At 56.8% G+C, this 25,563-nt stretch carries 18 protein-coding genes; 4 read left to right on the forward strand and 14 right to left on the reverse strand.

Translation table 11 applies throughout. The annotated features are described in order from the left end of the window. Positions 1–304: 304 nt before the first annotated feature. The 5 genes from GUY30_RS13525 to GUY30_RS13545 form a co-directional block, all read right to left on the reverse strand. The gene (locus GUY30_RS13525; protein WP_167198560.1) at positions 305–1,516 is read right to left on the reverse strand and encodes a CDP-glycerol glycerophosphotransferase family protein; all 1,212 of its coding nucleotides are present in this window, start codon (positions 1,514–1,516) and stop codon (positions 305–307) included. Between the two features lie 32 nt (positions 1,517–1,548). Further along, positions 1,549–2,922, reverse strand: a complete 1,374-nt coding sequence (locus GUY30_RS13530; RefSeq protein WP_167198563.1) for a polysaccharide pyruvyl transferase family protein — start codon at positions 2,920–2,922, stop codon at positions 1,549–1,551. Further along, a complete protein-coding gene (locus GUY30_RS13535) occupies positions 2,915–6,541 on the reverse strand; it encodes a CDP-glycerol glycerophosphotransferase family protein (RefSeq protein ID WP_167198571.1) in 3,627 nt (1,208 codons plus the stop codon). Before GUY30_RS13535 ends, GUY30_RS13530 begins: the two co-directional genes overlap by 8 nt. A 113-nt stretch (positions 6,542–6,654) precedes the next feature. After that, a complete protein-coding gene (locus tag GUY30_RS13540; protein WP_167198574.1) occupies positions 6,655–8,085 on the reverse strand; it encodes a bifunctional cytidylyltransferase/SDR family oxidoreductase in 1,431 nt (476 codons plus the stop codon). A gap of 440 nt (positions 8,086–8,525) precedes the next feature. Continuing rightward, positions 8,526–10,304, reverse strand: coding sequence for a glycosyltransferase (locus GUY30_RS13545; RefSeq protein ID WP_167198576.1), 1,779 nt, complete (start codon positions 10,302–10,304; stop codon positions 8,526–8,528). A 632-nt stretch (positions 10,305–10,936) separates the two neighbouring features. Here GUY30_RS13545 and GUY30_RS13550 point away from each other — a divergent pair. Next, complete coding sequence (locus GUY30_RS13550; protein WP_167198579.1) at positions 10,937–12,232, forward strand: CDP-glycerol glycerophosphotransferase family protein; 1,296 nt, start codon at positions 10,937–10,939, stop codon at positions 12,230–12,232. A gap of 57 nt (positions 12,233–12,289) precedes the next feature. Here the strand turns inward: GUY30_RS13550 and GUY30_RS13555 are convergent, their stop codons facing one another. From GUY30_RS13555 to GUY30_RS13585, 7 genes are all read right to left on the reverse strand, one after another. Then, entirely contained in the window at positions 12,290–14,179 is a 1,890-nt protein-coding gene (locus GUY30_RS13555; protein ID WP_228281893.1) for a glycosyltransferase, read from the reverse strand. Between the two features lie 58 nt (positions 14,180–14,237). Continuing rightward, positions 14,238–16,895 (reverse strand): glycosyltransferase family protein, encoded by a 2,658-nt coding sequence (locus GUY30_RS13560; RefSeq protein ID WP_167198585.1) that lies wholly within the window; start codon positions 16,893–16,895, stop codon positions 14,238–14,240. A gap of 122 nt (positions 16,896–17,017) precedes the next feature. Then, entirely contained in the window at positions 17,018–19,138 is a 2,121-nt protein-coding gene (locus tag GUY30_RS13565; protein WP_167198589.1) for an acyltransferase family protein, read from the reverse strand. Between the two features lie 161 nt (positions 19,139–19,299). Beyond that, the gene (locus GUY30_RS13570; RefSeq protein ID WP_167198592.1) at positions 19,300–20,223 is read right to left on the reverse strand and encodes a glycosyltransferase family 2 protein; all 924 of its coding nucleotides are present in this window, start codon (positions 20,221–20,223) and stop codon (positions 19,300–19,302) included. Further along, positions 20,220–21,050, reverse strand: coding sequence for a CDP-alcohol phosphatidyltransferase family protein (locus GUY30_RS13575; protein WP_228281357.1), 831 nt, complete (start codon positions 21,048–21,050; stop codon positions 20,220–20,222). The genes GUY30_RS13570 and GUY30_RS13575 overlap by 4 nt, the downstream gene beginning before the upstream one ends. 65 nt (positions 21,051–21,115) lie before the next feature. Continuing rightward, entirely contained in the window at positions 21,116–21,505 is a 390-nt protein-coding gene (tagD, locus tag GUY30_RS13580) for a glycerol-3-phosphate cytidylyltransferase (protein WP_039206950.1), read from the reverse strand. A gap of 103 nt (positions 21,506–21,608) precedes the next feature. Next, entirely contained in the window at positions 21,609–22,877 is a 1,269-nt protein-coding gene (locus GUY30_RS13585) for a CDP-glycerol glycerophosphotransferase family protein (protein WP_167198597.1), read from the reverse strand. Between the two features lie 76 nt (positions 22,878–22,953). Between GUY30_RS13585 and GUY30_RS13590 the strand changes: the two genes are divergently transcribed. Further along, positions 22,954–23,430, forward strand: coding sequence for an ANTAR domain-containing protein (locus tag GUY30_RS13590; RefSeq protein ID WP_323127787.1), 477 nt, complete (start codon positions 22,954–22,956; stop codon positions 23,428–23,430). 2 nt (positions 23,431–23,432) lie between these two features. Here the strand turns inward: GUY30_RS13590 and GUY30_RS13595 are convergent, their stop codons facing one another. Together GUY30_RS13595 and GUY30_RS17940 are read right to left on the reverse strand one after the other, a co-directional pair. Continuing rightward, complete coding sequence (locus tag GUY30_RS13595; RefSeq protein WP_167198603.1) at positions 23,433–23,732, reverse strand: hypothetical protein; 300 nt, start codon at positions 23,730–23,732, stop codon at positions 23,433–23,435. Between the two features lie 245 nt (positions 23,733–23,977). Then, positions 23,978–24,304, reverse strand: a complete 327-nt coding sequence (locus GUY30_RS17940; RefSeq protein WP_228281358.1) for a hypothetical protein — start codon at positions 24,302–24,304, stop codon at positions 23,978–23,980. A 93-nt stretch (positions 24,305–24,397) separates the two neighbouring features. Between GUY30_RS17940 and GUY30_RS18220 the strand changes: the two genes are divergently transcribed. Together GUY30_RS18220 and GUY30_RS13605 are read left to right on the forward strand one after the other, a co-directional pair. Beyond that, the gene (locus GUY30_RS18220; RefSeq protein WP_407645314.1) at positions 24,398–24,847 is read left to right on the forward strand and encodes a phosphotransferase; all 450 of its coding nucleotides are present in this window, start codon (positions 24,398–24,400) and stop codon (positions 24,845–24,847) included. Between the two features lie 106 nt (positions 24,848–24,953). Next, positions 24,954–25,412, forward strand: coding sequence for a TipAS antibiotic-recognition domain-containing protein (locus tag GUY30_RS13605; RefSeq protein ID WP_167198606.1), 459 nt, complete (start codon positions 24,954–24,956; stop codon positions 25,410–25,412). The last annotated feature ends 151 nt before the right edge of the window (positions 25,413–25,563 follow it).

Below are 25,563 nucleotides of genomic sequence, written 5' to 3' on the forward strand. Positions count from 1 at the left end.
ATGGACCGAACGAAAGGGAGGACGCTTCGGGCGGTTGCCTGCTCGACTTGAGCAGGCCGACGGCGAGGTTCAGGTCGTCACGAAAGCTCACGCGGATGACTTCGCTGCAGTCGATCACGGTCACATCGATTTCTGGATCGATCTGAGGGTCGCTGGCCTTCCCCGCAGACTCCGCGTGAAAGGAGCCGGCGGGGTCGAACCTCAGCCGTTGGGCCACTTCGAGGTGTACCCGACGAGGTTCGGCAGCCTCAGCCTCCGGTTTCCGGCTCGAGTCCCGGCGAACGACGAATGACAGTCTCTGATCTCAGTCGGTTGCGGCGCTTCCGTCAGGCCTCAGAGTCGAGTTCTCCCGTTCCGATATCGCGCGTTCAACAGCATTGATGAAAGCCTGAGTCGATCCCCCGACCTGATGGCCGTCGAAGTAGTGTGACTTGAGTCGTTGCCTACTGCTCAACGCGTGCGATCCGTTAAGCGCCTGTTCGACGATCTCAGCAAGCCCCTGGACGGTGCTCGAAGAGAGTACACCCAACTCAGTCCCGATCGCCGACTGGCTCCTCGTGCCCGTCGGATCGTCGTGCCGGTCCGTAACAATGAGACCTTTGTCAGTGTGCAGATAGAGGAAGTCCAAACTCACACTTGAAATATCAGAGATCAGGACATCTGCATCTTCGAAGAGGTCAAAGATCGATTGGTCCGTCGCAATGAACTGTTCGCTTCCCTTTGCAGCAGCCGACAGGGTAGACCGAATCTCCGCATCAGCTTTTTGGACAGCTGACTCCCCCATGTCCGTCAGACGAGGATGGGGTCGATAGACAACTCGAACCCCGTCTGCCAATAGTTGTCGAATGATCTCCGGTCCCAACACATCGACTGATGTGAAGTTGTTCGCCTCGTTTTCTCCTTGCCAGGTAGGTGCGTAGAGCACCGTAGGCCGCGGGTCGGTGGGGAGGACAGGTTTGAAGTCTCCGTCCAGGGGTGGCCGTCCTATTGAGATCAGCTTGTTCGGATCGATTCCCCACACCGCGCGCAGGCACCGGTCCTTCGCAGCTTGTCCTGCCACGAATACTTTGTCGTAAGCCTTGAGTTGGTTCGAGATCGAACTGGTCTTATCGCTCTCACCATGATCCACGTGAACATGAATGATCGATGTATCGGCCATCGACTGGAAGTTGCGCATACTGTTGTTGACATAGATCGCAAGTCGGTAATCGTTCTGCGCGTACAGATCGATCAGATCAGGTTGAGTTTCTGCCAGTACCAGTGGGAGGTCGGTGATGCCTTTGGCCGTTGCAAAGGACTCTGCGTTCCTCATGACTACGGCCACCGGACGACTCTGATTGAGGCGCTCGAATGCCGGTAGCCATTGTTCGAGTTGGTACAGCTTATCCAAGCTGTCACCGAAGTAGGCTATTACCTCTGCCGACTGCCTGGAACCATGCACGAAGATGCCTTTCCGACGTGCAGGTCCGGTGTCTCTGACCAGGGATTTGAGGTAGTTGCCGGTGTTGGAATCCAACAGCAATCGTGCAGCTCGTCGAAATTGCCGCCTCATTTACGCGTCCCGAGCTTACGTGCAGCCCGTCTGCGCCACGAGCTGATCAGTTTCCGAGCCTCTGCCTCGATGGAATAATCTGCAACGAACTTCTCCAACTCTTCGACTCGGGCTTCAAGCTCGATATGTTCGTGGTGGAGCGCACGAACTCTATTGAGAATAGCTGTCCGGCCTTCGTTCTGAGTGGCGTAGATCGTCGTTACCATACCCGGTAGTTCAGCCGCCTCAAGCTTCTCGTCAAACTCAGCGGCTGCATCAGTTTCATTCAGTACATGGCTCAAACCGTTCTTCTCCAGGAAAGCAACTAATGCCTGCCGGATATCGGGAATCCGAGAGTTGTATTCTGAATAGTCCGTCTGCTCGTACAGCTCTTTCGCATCGGACTTCGAATTCAGCTCACTCACCTTCAGATGTGGAATGGCATGGTATTCGGCGAGTTCCAGAGTGCGGGAGTCGTGAGCCAACAGCATAGTCGGCACTCCAGCCAAAATTCCTGCGATGGAACCGTGGATGCGGCTGCCGAAGACGAAATCGAAGTCACTGAGGTAATCAATCCAGGTGAGCGGATCAAGAGGAAACCTCATCCGATCCTCGGTATACAGAGGATGAGCAACATGAGTGGGGTTCCAACGATTCTTCGGATTCGCGCGGTTCTCTCCCCAGACCATCATGTTGAGGTCCGTAAGGTTCTGAGGTACATAGGTGAGATTCTTGTAGCGCCTCGTGTGCGAAGCCACGATCGCATTGAGACGACCAACATAGGGCGAGATCGTCATCGCGATCATCGAATCGTCCGTCAGTGACGGTGCTGTCTTCACGACGGGTTGGGGATCACCGGTCATGAACACTGAGGGGCACCCGATGACGTCCACCTGGTTGCCGTCGAAACCCAGCGTTTCGAGGAAGTCCGCTGTTCGCTCCCCACGTACACCGACACTGGACGAGCGATCGAGAACGGCGGACATGAATCCTTGTACATCTCGACCCAGATCCCCGTCGACTACACCGTCGTCAAGCTTGTGCTGACTACCGACGCCGATAACTGTCACAGGCACCTTCAGCCGCCGAACGACTCTAGTCAGTCGTCGGAGAGCCGGCCTGAAAGCAGGACGAAAAGCATTGGCCAGTGGGATGACGAAATGGTCGAAAGAGTCATTGATCCAATCTGCATATGCAGCTGGCTCTCTTGTACGATGACTGGAGTAGTGATCAGGGGTAATCGTCACGTCCGAGGCTGAGAGCATTCGATACACCGATTGGGCGAACAACAGATTTCCCGTGTTGTTAGCAATCGTGTTGGCTTTCAGTACGTCTGCAGCTGAGGTGGGTTCCCATGGTTCCTTAGCGGCACGAAGCAGAATCTCAGTCATTTTCTCCACCTTGGTCCGACGTGAATTCCTCTTCGCATTGATGCCTCTGCTGTCCAGCGGCAATCATCTGCCTCGAGGTCGCGAGGAACGTATCTGCATATGTCTCGGGTGGAAAATCTCCGAGGTAGTACTTCCGCATTGAGTCGCGCTCAGAGGCCTTCACATCTTCGACGAGTAATCCGTCAAGGACCTCGGAGAGATTCGACAGGTCCTCTTCAAGAATATATGCGGCTTTCGCAGCTGGAACTTCGGTGAGCAGCTCCTCTCTTGTCCTTGCGACAGATACGACTGACAGCGGCTTTCCGGATTGAAGGAAATCGGTCACAACAGCCGAAACGTCAGAAATCATGGCGTCCGACGCGTTGAAGCACTCGTCAGTGGTCATCTCTTTCTCTGCTGCACGTCCCCATAGGTGCTGACGACCGGTTGCGTTCGAATCGTTCTCCAGAATCTCCTTGATCTCCGCTATGTACGTCTTGGCTTTTGCATACCTGTAGTTCAACGGATGGGCCCTGAAAATGACGGTGCAACCTCTGGCGAGGAGTTCGCGGACGATTTCTGTTCCGGCTGGGAGTGAATAGAGTTCCGAATCCTGATAAGCGCCTTTCCACGTTGGAGCGTAGAGCACGGTCTTTCCTGCGCTTTGATCGGTTGGTTCGCTCCCCCCGAGCTTGATCTGATCAACCTGCGGTCGACCGACGATTTTGAATTTCTCCAGAGGGATCCGAACTCCGTGCCGTTCATACCGATCTATCCCAGCCTGGCCGGCGGCAAAGATCACGTCATAGATTGCGTGGACCGGGTTGAAGCATGCAGGCTTCTCCGAGTCTCCGTGGTTGAGCCATACGTGCTTGATTTCTCGGCGCTCGATGAAATGGGTGTTTTTACCCGCATTGTTCACGTAGAACGCTGCACCGACCGATGGAGTGATCACTTCTTCGAGGCTTCGAAGAGTCGGTCGGTTGATCACGGGGGCATCTGTGATTTGTCCCGCGGCTCTCATCATCTTCAAGCTGCGGGTCACAACAATGAATTTCTTCCCGATCCGGTCCAAGTACGGTAGCCACATACCCAGTTGGTAGGTGATGCCGACGTTCGAACCGAAATAGACGACGAACTCGGCTCCATACTCATCGAGCAGGTCATATAGTTGCCAGTCCAATCGGATACTGCGCAGTCCTCGTTTCAGCCCGGCAATGAACAGAATCGTGGCCAGAACTGTTGGAACGACGGACAGAGCAAGTAGGAGATACTCGAACGTGCCGAAGGCTGCGAAAAGCCACCCCAGAGAGATCACGACTCCGTTGGCGACGGCCACAGTTCCCCGGCTCACGGGCTGGAAACCTCGCGTCTCTGCATTCGGAAGATTCCTTGCTTCAAGTCCGGTCACTTTCCAGGACTTAGCCAAACTGGACTCCATCACGATGGTGATGACAAGAACAGCAACGGCTGAGTTCACCGCCCAATTCGGGCCATATGCACTGGCCCAGAAGCTTGCCAGCAATGCGGCGGCCGCGGCTCGTGCAGAGTTGCTTGCTCGAAGGACTCCGGCCAGCCTGCTCTTTGATTTGAAACTGCGGCGGTGGACGAAGAGGAAGCCCAGGCCGACCAACATTCCGGAAGCGCACACGAGAACTGAAGGCACTCCAGCTGAGACCAGAATGAAGGTCAGTGAGGCGAGTGCAGCTGGGATAAGGGTTCTGCCACCGAGTTTGCGATAGATCAGTGACAGAGTGCCGCGAACCGTTCTGGAATCGACGAGGTCGACGTCTGACTCGGGCGCTTCACTGGCGTTTTCGGCGAATGAGGTTTCTTCGTTTCCATCGTCGCCGTCGTTATCAGTCTCTGATTCAATTTCGACAAAGTTGTCGGACTCTTCAATAGCACCCGCGTCGTTATGAAGCTCTGCGACCATCCGTGCTGCTGCGGAAACGAAGTTCTCGGCGTAACCTTCATCTGGAAAATCACCCAGATAGAAACTTCGATACTGAAGTCGGTTCTTCCGTTCCGGATCTGTCTCGAGTATTGCGTTGAGCACTTCGTCGAGGTTGCTGAGGTCACCGTTGAGGACATAGGACGCTCGAGCAATCGGGTACTGCTCGATGAAGTCCTCACCTTGAGCGCTGACCGCTGTCATGGCGAAGGGTTTGCCGGAATAGAGATAGTCCGACACCACGCTGGAGACATCTGAGATCATGGCGTCGGACAGGTTCATGCATTCGATGACGTCCATGTCCTTTTCGGCGGCATCGCCGAAGATATGTTGGCGTCCGCTCTGCATGCGGTCTTCGTCGAGGATCCCCTGGATCTGCCGGATAGTCGCCGCGTCCTCTTCGAATTCGTAACTGAACGGGTGAGGTCGGAATATCACTGTCTTTCCACGCTTGATCAGCTCTGTGATCATTTGTGGCGCAACTGGCAGCGAGTGAAGCATCGTCTCGTCAACGTGTCCGCGCCAGGTGGGGGCGTATAGGACGGTTGTACTGCCGCCTGCGGGCAATTCGGTCGTAACGTCGACGGTCTCCAGCTGTGGCCGACCAACGATCTCGAATTTTTCGGGTGAGATCGTCACGCCATGTGCCCCGTATCTCTCAGTCGCAGCCTGACCTGCGGCGAAGATTCGGTTGTACATTGCGTGGGTCGGATTATAAGAAGGCGGCTTGTCTGAGTCGCCATGGCCAAGATAGACGTGGGTGTACTCCTGGTGACGGATCATTTCTCCGTTACGAGAAGATGCGTTGACATAGAACACAGCGCCCAATGAAGGGACCAGCGCCTTCTCTAGATCGGCCGATTTTGGGCAGGTGATGATCGGAGCATCCGTGAGCTCGGCAAGAGCTTTGGCCGGGACATTGTTCCGTGTGATGATAGCGAACTTCTTCTTTGTCCGCGCCAGGTAGGGAAGCCACATCATCACCTGATATGACGCATCATCGGGCCGTGATGTGTAGATGTAGAACTCTGGCTGGTAGGAAACAAGGGCTTCGTGCAGACTGTCCTTTGCTTCCGCGTTCTTCCGAATGCGGATAAAAGCCACCGCCGCCAGGGCGAAATAGAGAGCGTCAAGGAACAATGCTGATATCAGCCACAGAATTGGGCCGGCGCCCAGCCAGACAGTTATCGCTCCAATGAGTATGACGATCTCGCTGACGGTAAGCAGAGGACGGTCGTAATCCTTCAATGGTCCGTAGGTTCGGACACCTGGAAGGCCGGTTATGAAGGTCTCTTTGCTGTTGGTTCCTTTTGCCAGCAGGCTCTCGAAGAAGATAGGTCCGACCACGGCTACTCCCGCGATAGCAGCTAGCAACCCGTTATTGGAGTTGACCGCCGTAAACGCTGTGCTGACCGCGACGACCAGCAGTGTCCTGACAACTGCACGGTGGCCCAGTCGGGAACGCTTCCTCCACAATCGGAACGTATCCCAGGCCGAGATCACCAGAACCCCTACGGCAAACAGCAATAGTGCCCTACCGCCCATGGCAATGAAGACACAGAACAGCGACAACAACGCCAGTACCTCGTATGAAGCAAACGAGGTCAACGCACCCTTCAAGAAAGCTCTTGCGGGCTCATTGCCAGCCCCACTGTCCTGTGCTGACTTGGGTTCGGAATCTGCCACTATGTTCTACCTTGTCTGATGATCGACTCTTGGTCGGAAGGCAGTCCAGATCAATCGATCCGATAGACCGAATCCTCTTGGTGCTGGGCCCGCCCGGTTTAACTCAGTTTTTGTCAGTCAACCTGATCTGCTGCGTACCCTGAGAGCGGGTCCTCGCGTCGGACGTCGATCACATGTCCGGTCTTATTGGCTACCAACACTTCGAGAGATGCTCTGGCAACTGTCTTCGACTCCAGCAGTGAATCCGGATCTTCGGCACCGAATGCTTTAGTCCTCATCGGAGTGCCGGTCCTTTCGGGATTCACACAATTGACCCGCACCTTCTCGTTCGCCCATTCATCGGCAAGCGCCTGCGTCAAATTGACAGTCGCAGCCTTCGCTGAGCTGTACAGGCTGTAGTTGCCTCGCCCCCGTGTGTAGGAGCTCGACGTAAAGAGGAGCAGCGAACCTTGGGTCTTGACCAGCTCGGGATAGAAGGTCTGCGCCAGTAGGATAGGTCCGATGTAGTTGATCTCGGTAGCTTCATAAATCGTCTCGTCGCTCGTGTCTTCCAGACGAGCAAGTGGCAGGACTCCCGCAGTGTTGACGACAAAATCCACTTGCCCTGTTTCTGCTAAGACTTCGTCTCGAGCTGTAATGAGGTCATCGCGCCTGTTGATGTGAGTCTTCGTCGATGAACGCGAGAAGGTCTTAACAGTTGCCCCGTACTCACGCGCCAGAGCTGCGATGTCCGCACCGATCCCGTAAGAACCACCGAAGACCGCCATCGTCTTACCCGCCAGCGCAGCCTTAAGGTGCTCCTCGGCCGCAGCGTGCTCATTGCGGGCAGGTAGCTGGAAGAGCTTGTCGGCAATGTAAATGTCGATCGGCTCTGTCACCTTCATATTGCTGTCGTCACCAGTGACGACTGCAACCGGAACATCGGGTGTATATCTGAGAACGACTGTGCAATCATCTGTGGCCTCGAAATTCGCATCTTGATTTGCGAGGTCGTACGCACGTCGGATTGCTGAGAGCTTGAAGGCCTGGGGAGTCTGTCCACGCCGAAGATTGGCACGCGCGGGCACGTCTTTGATTACGGGATAGTTTCCGGCACCAGGCTCGACTTCAATGATGGTGTCAGCGGACGGTATTGCAACGTCAACTGCGTCATTCGACTCTAAAGCAAGAACCACATCGTTGATGATCGACGGGGCCATCAACGGCCTTACCGCATCGTGCAGGATGACGTTGCAGTCATCATACTTGTCCGCGATTGCGCTGAGAGCTACTTGAGTCGTGTCGTTGCGTGTCCCCGACCCCTCGAGAACAGCGGTTACCTTGCCAAAATCGTTCTTCCGGACGATTTCATGCACCTTGTCGAGATGGCCCCGCGCCATCAGAACAATCACTTCATCAATCAGTGGATGCTCGTTGAAAATTGACAAAGTGTGTTCCATGATCGGGCGACCCGCAATTTTTATCAGCTGCTTGGGGGTATCCAGACCGATCCTGGTCCCAACTCCTCCGGCAAGGACTACAGCAATATTGCGCGCGCTTTCCAACGACTTACTCCCAGTAGACTCGACATTCGCTGCCCGAAGTCTCACGAGCAACCTCAAGCAGTCTACCAGCGCAAAATTCACCCGTCGTTCATCCGGCTTTCACGCTGCCGAAGTGATCTCTTAAGTGCAACTGAGCCGAGTAATTCAAGCTTTGGAGATTATCATCGCTCGAGCAGACAGAGTTGCAACTAGCAATCCCAGCGCATCCCAACACCGTGACACGCGTCCTGAACACTGATGGACCGAGACTCCGACCAGGGCCCGGCGCGCCAGAAATCAGTGCGAGTCGACTTCAACCGCCATCTAGACCAAATCAGTTTTTTCGGAGAAGCTTCCAACTGTCCCCCGTTTGCCAGAATCATCGATTCCGTTGATCCCAGCCTGCAGTAGATATTCAAAACGGAGCCGTAGCCGACTTACTGTTGTCAGCGACATGCACATCACTCACACAAAAGTTCGATACTGAAATTGTCATTCTTAGTTGAATAGGCATTGACTCGTTCAGTGACATTGGGCAAATCAGCGTCCCCAGAAGTTACCCGTAACCTTTGCATTCCTCCCTCAACCTGAATATCCAAAAAGATATCAAGAATATCACTGCTGCCAGCCGCAAATCGACCCATCGGAATCTCAGCTGAAAGAACAAGTCGGTCGTTCTGCACTGAAGCGTGGGCGGTTACACGACCGTAGAAATCGTACTTTCGACTCTTCCAGGCCAACCCGGCAAACTCTGGCGGTGAGTCCAGATCAGTCACCACAACATGAGCAAGCACGGAATCCGGACTGATTCCCACGGAATCGAGACTGGCCCGCCTTCGCGGCGCGACAGCGGATGGCCTCTTTTCTATAGCCTGCTGGAGCACTTCGCCCCAGCGTTCGACTATTCGCGAAGGGCTGTACTTGCTTGCCTTCACGACACAGGCTCTCCTCATGGCCATGAGTTCGTGTTCGGGCTTCTCGATAACATGCCTGATAGTTTCCGAAAGCGCTTTGATATCACCTGCAGGGACAAGAAACCCATCTACGCCATGATCGATCATGCTCGCGGGCCCGTAATTGATATCGTATGCAATAGGAATGCACCCAAGAGACATACTTTCAATGACGACAAGACCCTGACCTTCATACAGGCTGGGAAGAAGACTGAAGGACGCGGAAGCGAAATAGCTCTTGGCGTTCCTATCGTATCCGTGCAGAACAACACTGTCCGACACGCCGAGGTCATGGATCAGGTCGTGGAGTCGCTTCTCAAGTTCAGCCGAATGAGCGAATCCGAATACGTCAAGGCTTGCTTCTGGCACTTCGGAAATAGCCTTAATAGAATGGTCAACCTGCTTCTCGTAGGCCAGTCGAGAAACCTGTATTCCTTTACCTGCCGGCCGAGGCTGAACCTTATCTGCAAGATCCCCTCTGAACATATTAGATACCGTGTAGAGGTTTCCAGGATTTAACTGAGTTTCAGTTAAGTCATTAAGTTGTTGGTCTGTCAAAACAGCAAGAACATCATATTTGTCCGAGTTGACTACTATATTCTTCCACTTTGGCGCAATTGATCCAGTCGAGTTATCTCCTGGATCTGCTAAATGAAAATTATGAAGAACTTGGCTCTTTACGATGTTGTCTCGATCATAGTTTCGGAATCTTCCTCCTATCCCAGGAGAGTCAGTAATTAATACTGCGGGAGCCCCCTTAGTTATACGATCAACCCACGAGTAATAGAACTCAGAAGCATTTGTCCACTGGGCTACTATGATTCCGCGACTATTGAACAGAGTAATGACTCGGCCATTGTGATTAGCGCTTGTTTTCAGGTCGTGCTTATCGCTGACGACTATCGATCCGTCGCTTCGGTAGTAGTCGGTTTGAAGTAGCTTGCCCTTCGCATCTCTCAGTTCTGTTCTGTCATTCCCGTCAGGTGTAAGCAGGTCGTCATCCGAAATCTCGACTGGCACTTTAAGGTTGCCGACGTATTTCGCTAGCAACCGATCCGGTGAACGACGTAGATCGTGCCAAAGATTGCGAAGTTTGACTCGCCTGTCCAACCAGCCTTGGCGCACGAGCTGGCGCTTCTTCGCACCAGGGTCCGTATCCGGGTCTAGAGTCAAAAACTCGACTCGACGTCGACTATATTGCGCAAATGCGCTGGTCCGCTGTACAGCTGAGCTAGTGATCCCTCCAAATTCATCGCTTATGCCCCAAGTTAGAGCGTAGATGGGCATATCTGGAAGTGGGGACTTGCGGAGCATCGGGCCTCTTCAAATTTCAAATTCTGCTAGGTGGGTGACCTTGATTCTACAGTTGCTGAGCCGTGACCTCCGCTCGCCATCTTAATCGGTGAAGAAACTTCAGCCGCTATGACGGAGTAGCATCAGAACGCCATCCACTTTGGAACAGGCTGCCGTCTGGGGCAGAGACGTAATCGACTGAGTCTTACGAATCGCGCCTCCCTCGCACTGATACTCACCACATACCCCTAGCGGTCGGCAATGAACTCGAAAGTACCTAGAGCACTTCTCCGAATAGAGTGGGATCCAGAAGGTGGACTTGCTCGTTGTAGTCTTTATCTTGGTGCATTTCCCCCGTAAACTAAGGCAATCGGCCCCGAAATACACGACCGATTCAGTGTTTTTTTACACCAGGTTTCCATCGACACGAACCAAATCTAGCGGCGCATAAGATGTCGCAGCTGAGTGTCATGCTCAGAGTTTGTGCAAGTCGCCCGAAAGAGTCGAATCATCGACCAGACACACACTCGTCGAGCAGACAGCACCCTAGCTCTGCAATTAACATTGGTGAGGTTCGAGGCAAGAACGAACTGCCTAGAAGCTTCACCACCTGCGAAAGGCTCACTGTGAAAAACCTGATCCGTAAACCAGCCCTATGGGCCGTGCGCTCTTCCGCATGGAAGAACACCAGCAAGTGGATCAGAGGCACAGAGCGGTGGAACCGCCTTGAAGACGAGTTCGACGGCAGTTACGTACAGGCCGAAGTGGTTGTTTATTTCGGAGATCGGTCGTCGAAGTTCTACCAGCTCGAGCAGTGGATCCCGGTTCTTGAGGAGCTGCATAAGAAGCACCGCGTCGTTCTGGTCATGAGGAAAGGCTCGGCCCTGCTTCGCACGCTCGAGACCACGAACCTTCCTGTGGTGTTCAAACGTAAATTCGACCCGCTGCACACCTTCTATCATGCCAACGACTTCAAGTTGGCGCTCTACGTCAACAACGGGATGACGAACTTCCAGTCGCTGGCCTTCGCCCCGATGGTGCACGTGCACGTCAACCACGGCGAGTCAGACAAGTTGAGCATGGTCTCGAACCAGGCCAAATCGTATGACAAAGTGTTCGTCGCCGGCGACGCCGCTGTCGAACGGCACCGCAGAGCACTCATCGACTTCGACGAGTCCGCTCTCGTTAAGGTCGGACGGCCTCAGCTCGACATCGAGCGACCTGTGGAACTGGAACCTACTGATGCGCGAACCATCATGTATGCGCCCACGTGGGAGGGCGAGAATGAATCCAATAACTACACTTCAGTCGATCACTTCGGTCCGCAGATCGTCGAAGCCGCGTTGCAGATTCCCAACGCCCGAGTGATCTATAAACCGCATCCTCGCGTTGAGACGTCCAAAGATCCGGCGATGACTGAAGCGAATACTCGGATCCTCGACCTCCTCGAGGCGTCTAATGAGTCGATCTCAGACGAGTCCATGCAACATCAGGTGCTCATGCAGGGCGATATTCTCGCGATGTTCGACGCGGTCGACCTGCTTATCACCGATATCTCCAGTGTCGGGCTCGACTTTCTCTACCTGCACCCCGAAAAGCCACTTGCGCTGACAGATCGCCGCAATGACACCGCTAGGCTCAATGCCGAAGCACCGATCAGTCGTGCCACTCCGATCATCGACATATCGACCATCGACAGCTTGAATCAGGTGTTCGGGTCGATGCTGTCCGAGGATTCGGCAGCGGACGCTCGTCTCGATCTGCGCCGTCACTACTTCGGTGCCGGAGGAAAGGGGACGTCGACAGTCCTCTTCACTGAAGCGGTGTCGAAGCTGATCTCCGCTCGGGCCGTAGATCTGGAGCACTTCCATTCCGACGACAGTATCAACGCCGAGTCCGAGGACGAGTCCAACGGCGAATAGGAGTCGGAGGTGGGACAGAGCCACCGATTGGCGATGTCCCGCCTCCGGGCGGTCTTCCTACTGTGATTTCAGGGGTCGTACCGAGAGATTCCCATGCTTCGTGGGATACCACTCCCACTCCCCCGACTGCATCCCATTGTGCGTTCTCGGGAGTCGGATCCTCCGCTTCGACGTCCATAGATCGCGGGGCCTCCGCAGATAGACGTCAAACGTCTCACCCACCGACTCGGAGAAGTTCTCAAAATCCACATCGAATGTCACCACCTGCCGCCGCCCCATCCGCCGGGTAGACACCGAAGTGCTTCCGCAGACGAAGAACGTGTTGATATCGCGCGCGGCAACGACCATCTCCAGGCTTTCGAGGACCTGTCGGTGGAGATGCGCGAATTCGAGCTCAATTCTGCAACCTCCAGAGATCGCTTCGCACGAGGCTCTCTTCACCGCGACGGGGAAACCTGACGTGTCGATACGGTCATCGGCCAAGTGTGCAGCCGCAGGCAATTCCTCGATGACCGTCTGCCAGCGCCGGTATCCGGTCTCCGGCAGATAGCGTTCGACCGTGTCCATGGCAGAATTGCGCATTTCCGCAACGGTATCTGTGCTCAGAGAGAGAAATTCCTCGATCTGATCTGCGAGGGCGTCGATATCATTCCTCGGCGTGATGAAGCCGTTGTGGCCCTGCTCGATCAGGTCGCGCGGGCCATAGGTGATGTCGTAGACGATCGGGATGCAACCAGCACCCATCGATTCCATCATCGACAACGGCAGTCCTTCACTGGTGCTCGTCAGCATAGAGAATGAAGCCGATGTCAACCTGTCTACGACATCATTGACATAGCCGGGCAGCTCCACTCGATCACGAACGTCAAGGTCATCGATGAGCTTCTCCAGTTTGGGCCGTGCTGGCCCCTCTCCCAGGACAGTCAGAGAGACGTCGACACCACGGTCACGCAGTTTCGCCACTGCCCGAATCGGGTGGTCCACCCGCTTGAGGTCAATGAGATTGGCGATCATTACGGCCTTACCCACTGACCGTTCTTGCCGAGCCTCGGTCAGCACCGACCCTGCCGGCAGCTCTCCGGTCAGAAGCCTGATGTTGTCTTCAGTGAATCCGAGCGCTCGGACGGCGTCCGCCTGCTGACGTGTCTGCACCCCGACCACGTCGAAGCGGTCGAAGTTGCGCACAGTATCAACTCTGCGGGGCAGCACCTGGCCGTGGTTGCCGTTCCACGGATGACGTAGGTGGGTTCCATGGAGGAACAAAATGAGTGCGAAGTTCCGATCTGCGATCTCGTGGATGAACTCGCTGACCTTCTTGTCATCGGCGATGACGACAGCGGGCTCCTTGTTCACAACTGCCTTGATCCAGGCGTTGTAGAAATCTCGCGGACGTCGCCATTCCGCGATCGGTGTTCCATTCGGAGCACAGAGGACGAACCTGCTGCCCAGTTTCGGATCCCGAATGTCCGCGACCAGCAGGCTCCCATCTTCCCTGTAATAGTTGCGGCGAATGATCTTGCCGCTGCGCGCATTGCGGACTACGTCAAAGAATGAGGTGATGTTCTCGATTTCACCATCGACGTCCGGAATCGGGCTCTGCGGCTGTTCACCTTCGAGCTGCGCGAGTTCCTGGTCGGACCTGCACCGCAAGTCCGACCAGATGTTCATCAGCTCGACGTCATCACGCATCCGTCCCGACGAGACCAACCGATTCCGAATTTCCTCTGTGTCCATTCGAGGGCTGAACGTCAGGATAGTCTGCGACATCGGCCTCCCGAAGTTCTGAAAGCTCCGAATCCGTCGGAGGGCCGCGGTCGTCATTCCGCCCATCGATTCGGGGATCCCCCACAGGACGTTGTAGACGTGCACTTCATCGGTCCCGAGCTGGTAGTCGGGCTCGTTCTGGACCTGACTGTTGTCGTTGACGTCATGCGTTCGTCGAGCCATAAAACTCACTGATGGTATCCTTCTCAGCTCTGGTCGTGCGGCAGTCTCGGCGCGCTGATCAACGTGTCAGCGTCATGCGACCGTAGTAGCGTGTTTGGCGCCGCCAGTTGACGATCTTAGGGCTGTCCGAAGTCTCCCACTGGGCGCGGACGTTCCACTCGTCGCCGATATCGGAGTACCTTCCGCCGACGATCGTCTGCATTGCGTCAACATAACTGAGCTTGAGGTCCTGCATCAGGCCGATGACCTTATTCACGAGACCTTCGCTGCGCATTTCGCTGAGGTTGAGGACCGCAGTCTGAGGGTCGAAGGGAACAAAGTCTTCGGTGAGGTCAGCGTGACTTGCGAAGACGAAGTTGAGCGCTCCGACATGATCGTCGCCGAATGAGCTCGCGATCCTCCTCATCAGAGTGAGGCCACTGGAGCGGTTCTTCCTCACGTCATGTTTCGCAGCGAGCAGTGCACTGCCGATTTCGGCCTTCGAGAACTCGACGATGTCGGCAGAGAACTCGCCAGCTGCGGGAACCACGACGAGGCGCTCATGATCAGGGAACAGTACGGGAAGCAGAGCCTGCACCAGGTCCGATTCGTTGGCGAAGTCGGCATAGGACACCGACTCCAAGCTTTGGACTGTCCCGTGCGAGAGCTGTGCCTGGATCTCCTCGGCGCTCTCAGCACTCATTGCTCCAGACGGCAGCCAGATGCGATAACGGCCGGAGGTATAAGAGTCGATGGACCTGACTGCCGTTTCGACCAGTGACTCTTCACCCTTCTCGACAGTCATGAAGACGTCGGTGACCTGTGCTTCGGGAGCTGCCTTGTCCACCTTGCTCACTGCCCCATCGATCGCAGTGCTGTCTCCGATGGGAAGCGCAGCTGAAGCCAGATACTCATCGGCGGCGACCATGTCGTCCGCGGTGATCTCTGCCCACTTCGAGTAGATCTCGCTTGCCGAAGCGCCTGTCGCGATGAGTGGAATCAGCACGGACAGTTTGTCCAAGATCCCGTCCCGAATCGCGTCGAATTCGGCTTCGTCGATGCCGATCAGCCCGCCGAAACGTGAATCCGATTTGTTCTTCGGTTCGAATTCGACCTCGGCACCCACAGACCGTGCGGGCAGGTTCGCGTGCAGTCGCGAGGTCAGAACTCGTTTGTACTTGTAGGCGTAGTCGGCGACCCAGTTCCGGGCCAGTTCCAAGTTCTCCGGGAACGACTTGTCACGGATCGCTGTGACGGTCTGCTTCTTCTTCGGCCCTTTTCCGCCCTTGGTCCAATCGATTCGCACTGTGCCGGACCGGCGGTCGGCTGACGGTGCTGGGAACAGGGTGTCGACCGTCGTCGTGAGGCACCCGGAGAAGAATGCAGGAACGCCGACGGCCCTGAGCACGGCGACCGACTGCCAGTCACGGCATCCCACCGGGCCGTACTTCTTCAGGTAGGCGATGGCATCGGGGGTGAGCATCTCCGGGTAGCGGACGAAGACGGAGAGCAGAATGGGACGCAGGTTCTGGTGGAACGGAATGTTGAATGACTTGCCGAAGATGTCATGCATGTACCAGCCGAAGGCGATGTACCAGGTGTCTTCCGGAATATCCTGATAGACGTTGCCGTCTCTGTAGACCTCAACGAGGTTGAGTTCAGCCTCAGGACCTGCGTACTTTCGTTCGTCTTTGACCGATTTGCGGAGCTTCTTGAAGAGCTCGGTCAGCCCCTGATCGCCCGTGAAACTGAGATTCTCGTACCGCAGAAGATGACCGATCGACGCGATCGTCTGGATATAGTCACCGATGTTGCGGGAGCGGATCCCCGGCTGGTCGTAGCTGAGCACACCGAAGTTGCGTGTGCCAGCTGCGGCCGGGAGAGGCTCGAGGTGCTTTCCGCCCGGAAGCCAATCGAGCATGCGGTTGAGTTCGTAGCGCACTGCCGAATCCACCTGATCCGACGACCTTCCGAGACGTGCCTCGATGAGGGTACGCACATGGTCGAAGGCTCCGATGCAGAATGACGATTCAGCTGTGCGCAACACAGCTTTGTCGCTCCATCGGTCGGTTTCGCCTGCTTCATTCGAGCGATCCAGGAGCGGCAGGGCTTCCTGCCCGAGGGTGTCGATCGCAGTAGGGAAGTATTCTTCGGCTGCCGAGACGATGATGTCGCGGTCATTGATCTTTGCAAACTCAGCCCACGCCACCTCCGGGTCCGATGACCGCTGATAAGCCATTCCGAGAATCACCCTGCCGGCTTCCTCAGTCGACGCACCGCTGCGGAGGTTGAGACCGATGGACACCGCCTCAGCCAAGTTGCCTTCTGCGACGAGAATCCGCGCCGCGTCGACCACCGATTCCCCGAGAGCTGATCCGTGTGCAAGTGCCTCCGAAAGTGTCGCGTGAGCCTTGACACGCGCCAACTGGCGTGCTTTAGCGTCGACTTCTCGAGTCGAGGGTGCAACCGTCCATCCGTCAGTATCTTCGGCTGTCTTGCCTCTGAGCCCTGAGGCAAGTTTGCGGTACGCGCGAGCGGTGTCCGTTGCGATCTTCTTCGAGGAACCGGCAAACTTCCCGGCCCTTGTCCCTCCGGCGGCTCGTTCACGCACGTACTTCGTCCCGGATGCTCGTTCCACCACGGGCAGGGCACGTCGTGCGATTCCGTGGACGACTGGTTTCACCAGTTCTCGTCCCTTGCTGAAGTACCGGTCTGCGGCGTTTCGTCCAGTGGTCACTCGTTCAGTCCTTTGCAGATGTTTCGGTGATCGGTCGGTGGTTACGGTCGGCGGTCAGGGGCCATCAGGCACACGCTATCCGACTTCACTGTCAGTTCGATGAACCGCAGCGGCAGCAGTTCTCAGTCGAATGTGCCGAGTCCTGTCTTGCGGAGGCTTGCATCGAATTGCGGGGCAAGAGTCTGCGCATAGGTCGCGGTGATATGAGCGGTATCGAAGTAGGTGATGACTCCGCCGATGACCGGCTCGCATCGCCCGTCCGGACAGAACCAGTCCTGAGGGTAGATGACCGACAGATTCTTCGAATCAATTGTCCTCGCCGAGGCGGCAAGCGGATCCATCCAGTGCCATGACTCAGGAGTACCGGAGCACTGCTCGAGGTCGTCTTCATGCTTGGCAACGCAATCCGGCACGGTAACATCGGCCCCGCCAGGGTATGGGGTGTCCCTAATGACCACGACGTCCAAATCAGCATCAACCCAGCGCTGCAGGATCTCACGATGCCCTTCAGGTGCCTTCTTCTCGGTTTCTTCCCAGTCCATGCCTTCCAACGGCGTCGACTGCCGCTCCGACGTGATCACTGCGTCGAAGCCGCCTTCGGTCGTTCTCTTCGCGACCCAATCGGCGTATTCCTGACATCCCTTGGTCTCCTCCGGTGTCGACAGGTCCTGAGGAAGGGTCGAAATGCTGCAGTTCGAAGCGAGGAACGTCGTGATCGTCAGATCATGCTTTTCGGCCAAGCGCTCGAGCGTCGGCAACCAATGCCCGGCATGCGAATTCCCGACGAGTGCGACATGCTTCGACCCATCTCCATAGGTGCATTCCGGTTTGCTCGCATAAGGTGCGCTGGCCCAACAGCCATCGGCATAAGCTTTGGACTTGTCCTTCTTCGCCGCAGCGGGTTCCATCTGCAGCGAGTCCTTGTCTTCGCAGTTGGGATTGTCTTTCGCGTTGGGGAGGAGAATCCCGGCGCCGAGACAGGAGTCGGGGTCATCCAATTGAGCCTGCAGCTTGTCTTCGTTCTGCTCGACGATGGTGTTGGCGACGACCATCTGGCTGAGCCCCAGGGCCGCGACGAGTGCCATAGCAAGTGTCGCGAACGCGAAGGTCTTTTTCGAACTGCTGAAGAACGACGACTTGCGGAACCGGTTCTCAACCCAAGTCGTCGAAGCCCACGCGGCGATGATCGAGACCAGAATGACGGCGATATTGTCCAGCACGCCGAGGCTCTCCGAGCGTCCGAGCTTGGCCGAAAGATAAGGCACGAGAACAATGAGCGGCCAGTGCCAGAGGTAGACGGAATACGAGATGTCGCCGAGGAATCGCACTGGTGGCAATGACAGCAGCGGAAGCACAGACCCCCGGCCCCGCGAGTCAGCGAGGATGACAAGTGCTGTCGACACCACGGGGAGCAGAGCGATGTAGCCGGGGAACGGCATGTCTGCGCGGATGAGGAAGGTGGCCGCCACAATTCCGGCGAGACCGATCCACCCGAGCAGAGAGCTGAACGGAAGTCGCCCCGGTCGAACGTAGAGAACGAATACGGCAACCAGACCGCCCGCGGCCAGTTCCCACATCCTGGTCGGAGTGATGAAGTAGGCCATCGCCGGTTCGGCAGCCGTGTACCAGATAGAGAAGACGAACGAGGCAAGAAAGATTCCGAGTACGGTGAAACCGACGATCTTCTTGGACTGGCCGAGCTTCGTCCCTACGAGGAACGCCAAACCGATGATCATCGGCCAGACGAAGTAGAACTGTTCTTCAACGGACAGCGACCAGAAATGCTGAACCGGCGACGGAGCATTGTCCGCAGCCAGGTAGTCGACGCTGGATACGGCAAAGTCCCAGTTGACGACATAAAGCCCTGCGGAGAGGATCTGGCGCCCGGTATCGGCCCAGATCGATTGTGGAGCAACCAAGAAGGTTGCGATGCCGACGAGGAAGAGGACGAGCAACGACGCCGGCAGCAGACGCCGGACCCGTCTTGCCCAGAACTTCGCCACGTCGCCCCAACTCCGTGGAGGGGTCTTGATGAGGTGGCTGGTGATCAGGAAGCCGGAGATGACGAAGAAGACGTCAACACCGACGAATCCGCCGACGAATCGGTCGGGCCACAGGTGATAGAGCAGAACGATACCCACGGCCAGAGCTCGCAGCCCCTGGATATCGGAACGAAAGCCCGAGAGTTTGGGCACGCTCGACCTCTGCGGGGAGTTTTCAGCGACGGGGGCTGTCGACTGCATCAATCGGCTCCACTCAGTTTCTCAGTCGGTTGGTTCGGACCCGACTGCGGTCCCTGTCATTTCTCGTTTCGGTCGTACGCGGCAGACAGCATGCTCTCCGGAGCCTCCCCGGTCTGATTCCTGCTGTTGCGACGCGCACCGTTCGCCATGGCCGCGTGAGGTCACACGATCGGCGGTCGACCGTGCCTGGACATTCGAAGAACGCCCCTTCTCGACAGCTTCTGCCTGTCTTCGTCTTGACCCCACGGGTCGAGACGCCATCCGGCGCGCCATCCTTCCATCCAGGCTTTGAGCTGGTGTGGCTTGTTGGCCCACTTGATGAATTGCATCAAAGTCCAGGAACCCACGTAGGCCCAACTGAAGGGCCACGGCAGATTGCGCCGCGCCAGCCAGACTCGGTTTCTCGCGTTCATGTAGAAGTATTCGTCGTGACGTCTCGGGTCGATCACCGGGTGGGCGACGGCAAGGTCGCCCATGTACCAGACGATGTAGCCGGCGTCCCAGACCCTCCATGCAAGTTCGATGCCTTCGTGCGCATACCAGAATGGGGCCGGCCAGCCACCGCATTCGTCGAAGGCCCGACGCTGCATGCAGACTGCGCCTTCCCACACCGAGAACACGTTTGAGGAGTGGTCGGCGCTTCCCTTCTTCAGTCTGGGAATCCACCGTTTCGGTGCATCCGGCCCACCGGGTTCTTCGACCCTTGGCTGGATCAGTCCGATCTGCGGTTTCGTGCGCATCAGTTGAGCCATCCGCATCAGCGACGTGTCATCCGGCAGCCACGCGTCGTCGTCGAGGAAGAACAGGAATTCTCCGTCGACATGGGGGACGCCTGCGTTTCGTCCTGCAGGGATTCCGAGGTTCTCCGGCAGTCCCAATTTCTTGACCTGCTCCGGGATCCCTTCCGGCTCCCAACCGTTTCCCACGCAGACGATGTCGAGATCGACGCCCTTCTGCGCCAGCAGTGACTCGAATCCTCGGTTGAGGTCGTTTAGTCGTTTGCCTTGGCTGAGAACGACAACACCGAAAGTGTAACGCTTGTTGTCTTCGAAGCGCTGGGAGAGGATCCGCGATGACTCGCTCATGACAGCCTCCTCGATGCCATGATCGACATGAAGTGACCGATGACTGAGAGGAGGCACAGCGGAGCCATGATGAGGACGAGCCACCGTTCGCCGAACAGGGGCTCAGCTCCTGCCGATACAGCTATCGCGGTGACGATGCTCGAGGCCAATGCCATCAGAGACATCTCTACCGAATGGAAGATGCGGTGGAAGGGCACAAACCGAGCGATTCGTTTGAGGGTGGAGATGACTCCCGGATTCAGTGCTGTGGCTTCCTTCGAATCCGCGAGTTTATCGAGTCCGTTGAACGCGCGGGAGACATGAACCATGTCGTTGAGAGCCTTGTTGAGAAGCACCAGTCCGGCGAGAACCGTTCCGGCGAGCAGAAGCGGGTAGGACCCAGCGGGATCGTCGATGAGGTTGTTCCACTCCCCCACTGCTCGGATTCCGAGTGCAACCGCAACCAGACCCTCAGTCGTGTAGTGGCCGACCTTGTCCAGAAACACGCCTTTGGCGCCGCTGGTTCCTCGCCAACGGGCAACCTCACCATCACAGCAGTCGATGTACATCTGGGCCTGAGAGAAGAAGACAGCCAGAATCGCGCCCCAGATGCCTGGGATCAGAAGACTGAAGGCGATGCACCAACCCGCCACGATCATCAGGCCGGTGACACCATTGGCACTGATCTTCGTACGCACGAGCAACATCGTGAAGTAGATCGAGATATGGCGGAGGTACAGCTGCGCCGTCCAGTGCTCGGCATTCTTCCGACTGCGAACTTCCGGTGGCTGTGCCTTGGCCCGAAGCTCCGACAGCGTCGGATGTTTAGCCGAAGAATTTTCGGGCACGTCCGTTCCTATCAGATCCATAGATGATGTCCAGCAACGATAGCGCGAAGCTCGCGCCATTGCTGTCAGGACTTGCCCAGCTCGCTCTTGATCCGCGTGGTCGAGATCTCGGGAGTGCGCGGCAGATAGACGACCTCGCACTTGTCCTTGAGGAAGTCGAACTCGCCTTCCCAATCGTCACCCATGACAAAGGTGTCGATGTGGTACTTCTCCACGTCAGTCGACTTCTGTTCCCAGTTGTCTTCAGGAATGACGAGGTCAACGTAGCGGATGGCCTCGAGCATGTGCTTGCGCTCTTCATAGGAGAAGTACGATTTCTTCCCCTTCCCGGCATTGAACTCATCGCTCGACAGTGCAACGACCAGGTAGTCGCCCTGCTCTTTGCATCGCTGGAGCAGTCGAATGTGCCCATAATGGAGCAGGTCGAAAGTTCCGTAAGTGATGACTCGTTTCATTGCTGATTCCGTCCAGAGGTCAAAGCTCACCTCGTGAGCCGCAGAATTAGTTCCGCGTTAGTTTATCATTCTGTTACTTCAAGTTAAGAAAATGTCACACGGCTCACTCAGCGTGCTTCAAACGACGTTCCTCCGAACGGTTTCTGATCACTTGTTCACTCGCCTGGATGAACCGTGAAGTCTGCTCACCGGCTGCTGTGTCGCCCAAATAGAACTGAGCCAATTCAGCGACCAACCCCCTTCGCGCCTCGGCTTCTTCGATGAGGTCGACAACTCCTTGCCTGTTCATCGGGTCGACTGCCGGACATCGATCCAGAAGACCTCCCTCGAGCACTTCCGCGGCTGGTTCATGGGGCTTGACCATCACAAGCGGCTTCCCGGAGGCGAGCCAGTCGAAGGCCACCGAAGTCATTTCGACAACAGCAAGATCGGCTTCGTCCAATTGCCATGACACATCCGGGCTTTTGTCGAGGAATCCTCGAGGATCGGATTCGACGATCTCCGCTACATCTTCGACAGCTTTTTCAAACTCATGACGCATCACTCCGGTACGAGGGTGAGGCCGGAAGATCACTCGGTAACCAGCTTCCAGAAGTGAGTTGACTATTTCCACTCCGTTGTAGGCGATGGTTCCATACGCCATCGATGGAGAGTCCCCCTCCCACGTCGGCGCGTAGAAGACCACTTTTCCATCAGGATTCTTCGTCTTGAACTCCTCCCACTCGCGAGGTACGGAGCGCGGACGATCCAGTTGGGGTCGACCAACATCGAACATGCGGTCGTCGCCCAAGCCGTAGAGAGTCTGCTCAATCCTCTGTCTGGCGGCTTGACCGGCGGTGAAGACATAGTCATAACCTTTGAGCTGATTGGAGATCATCGAGATCTTCTCGCTCTCACCATGGCTGAGGTGCACATGAGCCGGTTCAGGGTAACGCAGAGCCTGAAAGTTGCTCGTTCCCTGATTGACGTAGAACACTGCCCGCAGGCTCGGCGACTGCATGAACTCGTCCAGTCCCTTTGTCAGGCGTGAGAAGCGAACTGGAAAAGAGGTGACACCTTTCAGGTGTTTGGCCACTAAAGCATTTCGGACCATGATGCCGAAAGGTCGATCACCGTGACCGAGCTCTTTGAGTCGAGTCTCAAGCTGCGCGAACGGCCACAGCCACTGTTCAAGCTGATAGACCGAACTGAGATCCCCTGCGAAGTAGGCAGCCGCCACGAACTGGTCGTCGTCCTGAGGGTGAAACTCGTCAGGCAGCCGGGACTCGCGAACACGCTCACGCAGTCTCTGCGCTGCGAGCTTGGCAACTGACTGCGCGAACGAGGCACCACGTACTGCGGTATGCGGCAGTTCTGCCGGTAGGAAGGTCATGCAGTCTATTGTGCATGTCCGTCTGTGCTCCCCCTGAGTTCCGCCTGCTCCCCAGTTTGATAACCCCGGTCACGCAATCGATTCGAGCGCTCGCGCGGTGGTCTCGGCTCCTAGAGCTCAGTCACGAATGCCCGTCTTCGCACGGCGATCCGCGTACGAGACTCCTATCCGCAGCATGTTGGCGTTCCAGCTCTTCGTCGAGGCCGAGAACCTCGGTGCCCTCAATATCTTCTCAACTCACCCTCAAGCTTTCTCCGACGAATCGGAGCACGTAGGTCTCGTCGTCGCGGCCCACGCTGCGGTGGCCCTCGCCGGGTCTCAGGAAGTGTCCCAGCTTCACTCTGCTCTCCTCTCACGCGATACGATCGGCATGGCTAAGGGGGTTCTCATCGAACGCTGCGGCTTCGACGAGCACCACGCGTTCCTGCTTCTGGTCAAAGTGAGCAATGCTTCGAACTTGAAACTTCATGAACTGTCCGAACGACTCGTCCTCACTGGGAACCTGCAATTGAACTCTTGCTGCCCGACGGGGTGTTCCGACGAACCGGGGTGAAGCTATCTCCCGAAGTCGTCATCCGGCGCCAAAGGCTCAACTTCGTCGAAGTCAGGCTCATTGCTGAAGGACCCCCGAGGCGGATCCGGCAACATGTCGATAAGTTCATCGACGGCCTGCGCAATGATGTCGTGCTGATAGCCGGAGAGTCCGAAGACTCCGTGGAGGTAGGCATCGATTTCCAACTCGCTCAGCTCACTGCCCAAACTGACGCTGTGCAGCCAGACTCCTTCGAGGGAGAGCTTCCAGTAGTCGATCACCTCGGCCAGCTTCGCCCCTCTTGACTGAATGGCCCTGTCCATACTCGCGTATTCGTAGCCCCCGAAAGATCGGATGGAGCTTCCCGATGGTCGATCCGGGAACCCAGCGCAATGCGACTTAGCTTGTTGTTTAACCTCTCATGCGACTTTCCCAACTGGCTGGATGGGCACTGTCGGCCTGCTCGGACGACCTCGGGCACGTCCGTCCCGGCTCGAGAGATTTGCACCGAGACGGACCAGGCTCTCGCAAATGCGCGATAGCACCCGGTCGGGGTAAATCCTGCTTATCACCTATGCACACTATGCACAGGAGGTGTAGCTGAGCATCGCCATAGCGCTGTCACACCGCGCGGAGGTGATTCTGCTGGACGAACCATCCACGAGCGGACCCGTTTGCACGCCACGAGCTGCTCGACCTGCTGGGAGAGGTCGTCGACGATGGCGAACGCAGCGTCTTCTATTCCACTCACATCACCAGTGATCTGGACAAGAGCGCGGACTTCGTCGTCTTCATCCGCGACGGTCGCATCGTCGCCAACGGCACCAAGGACGATCTGCTCGCGGGCCTCCTGCTCGTCAGGGGCGGCAGAGACGATCTCACCGATGACCTGCATGGACGCCTTGTCGGACACTGGGGGCACGCATTCGGATTCACGGGGCTAGTACGAACCCAAGACCACCATGTCGGCCTTCCGCCCGGGGGAGCGCTGAGTGACTTTGATCCGGAAGTTCGCAGGGCGCTCGATCTCTGCAGGAGCCTCGAGGGCCCAGATCTCGACCTCGATAAGGCCGAGGCGGTCTGGAAGGAATCGCTGGCGCTGCCCGGCGCCCATGAACCAGGACAGGATCGCTGGTTTCACGGCGATCTCGTGGGAGAGAACCTGCTGGTCACCGGTGGGGAACTCAGCGCAGTTCTCGATTTCGGTGCCGTTTCCGTCGGCGATCCTACGATCGATCTCCACGGAGCGTGGGAGATACTCGACGCCACGGCCTGTGAGGTGTTCGCACGCAGGCTGGGCGTCGATGGGACCGAGTGGCTCCGCGGCCGTGCCTGGGCGCTCGGAGTCTCTCTCACCGCGCTTTCATACTACTGGTCGACCATGCCCGGCCGACGGGACGATCGCTTCGCGATGGCACACAACGTGCTGAGCGACTGAGCCGCCGAATCACGCCGAGCCTGGAGCCTGCCGAAGGTTTGGTGGACATTGACGCGACGTCAACACCTATGGTCGTGTCCCAGGCCCACAGGAAGGAGTCGAGCCCATGAACAGCAGAAGAATGCAATCTCCTATGTCCGACGCGGACAAGCGTGAACAGTGGGGAACATTCGCCGACGACGAAAAAGAGTTGCTTGATGAGGTGGAAGCCCGCTGGGGTGATACCGCCGCCTATGCGGAATCCGCCAAGAAGGTCTCCACATACACCAAAGAGGACTGGGAACAGATCAACGTCAGCAACACGGCGATCGAGCGGAGAATACAGGAACTCATGGACGCTGGCGCAGAGCCGACGAGCGAGGAGGCCATGGAGATCGCCGAGGAACAACGCTGCCATATCAGCCGCTGGTTCTACACCATGGACCACACATTCCATGTGCAGAAGAGCGACCTGTACGTCCAGGACCCGCGCTTCCGCGCCGGCATCGAGAAGAATACGCGACCAGGGGCAGCCGAGTGGCTGCAAGCGGCGATCGTCGCGAACGCAGCACGCTGGGGCTGCTGAATTCGAATGATCGCGGGCCCACTATCTGGGAACTGTGACCGCCGAACCACACACTTTCATCAGCACCCCTTTCACACCACCGCTTGAGCGCTGCCATCGGAGTCCTGGCTGCTGCCTGCAGCCGTGCCGTCGTCAGCAATCGCGTAAGCCT

Origin of the sequence: Brevibacterium pigmentatum, assembly GCF_011617465.1 — a bacterium.
GTDB classification, from domain to species: Bacteria; Actinomycetota; Actinomycetes; order Actinomycetales; family Brevibacteriaceae; genus Brevibacterium; species Brevibacterium pigmentatum.

Coding starts and splice junctions, on each gene's coding strand:
- GUY30_RS13530 (WP_167198563.1), bottom strand. CDS start 2,922: ATGACTGAGATTCTGCTTCGTGCCGCTAAGGAACCATGGGAACCCACC.
- GUY30_RS13545 (WP_167198576.1), bottom strand. CDS start 10,304: ATGCCCATCTACGCTCTAACTTGGGGCATAAGCGATGAATTTGGAGGG.
- GUY30_RS13555 (WP_228281893.1), bottom strand. CDS start 14,179: ATGGCTCGACGAACGCATGACGTCAACGACAACAGTCAGGTCCAGAAC.
- GUY30_RS13565 (WP_167198589.1), bottom strand. CDS start 19,138: ATGCAGTCGACAGCCCCCGTCGCTGAAAACTCCCCGCAGAGGTCGAGC.
- GUY30_RS13570 (WP_167198592.1), bottom strand. CDS start 20,223: ATGAGCGAGTCATCGCGGATCCTCTCCCAGCGCTTCGAAGACAACAAG.
- tagD (WP_039206950.1), bottom strand. CDS start 21,505: ATGAAACGAGTCATCACTTACGGAACTTTCGACCTGCTCCATTATGGG.
- GUY30_RS13585 (WP_167198597.1), bottom strand. CDS start 22,877: ATGACCTTCCTACCGGCAGAACTGCCGCATACCGCAGTACGTGGTGCC.
- GUY30_RS13595 (WP_167198603.1), bottom strand. CDS start 23,732: ATGGACAGGGCCATTCAGTCAAGAGGGGCGAAGCTGGCCGAGGTGATC.
- GUY30_RS17940 (WP_228281358.1), bottom strand. CDS start 24,304: ATGCAGGTCATCGGTGAGATCGTCTCTGCCGCCCCTGACGAGCAGGAG.
- GUY30_RS13605 (WP_167198606.1), top strand. CDS start 24,954: ATGAACAGCAGAAGAATGCAATCTCCTATGTCCGACGCGGACAAGCGT.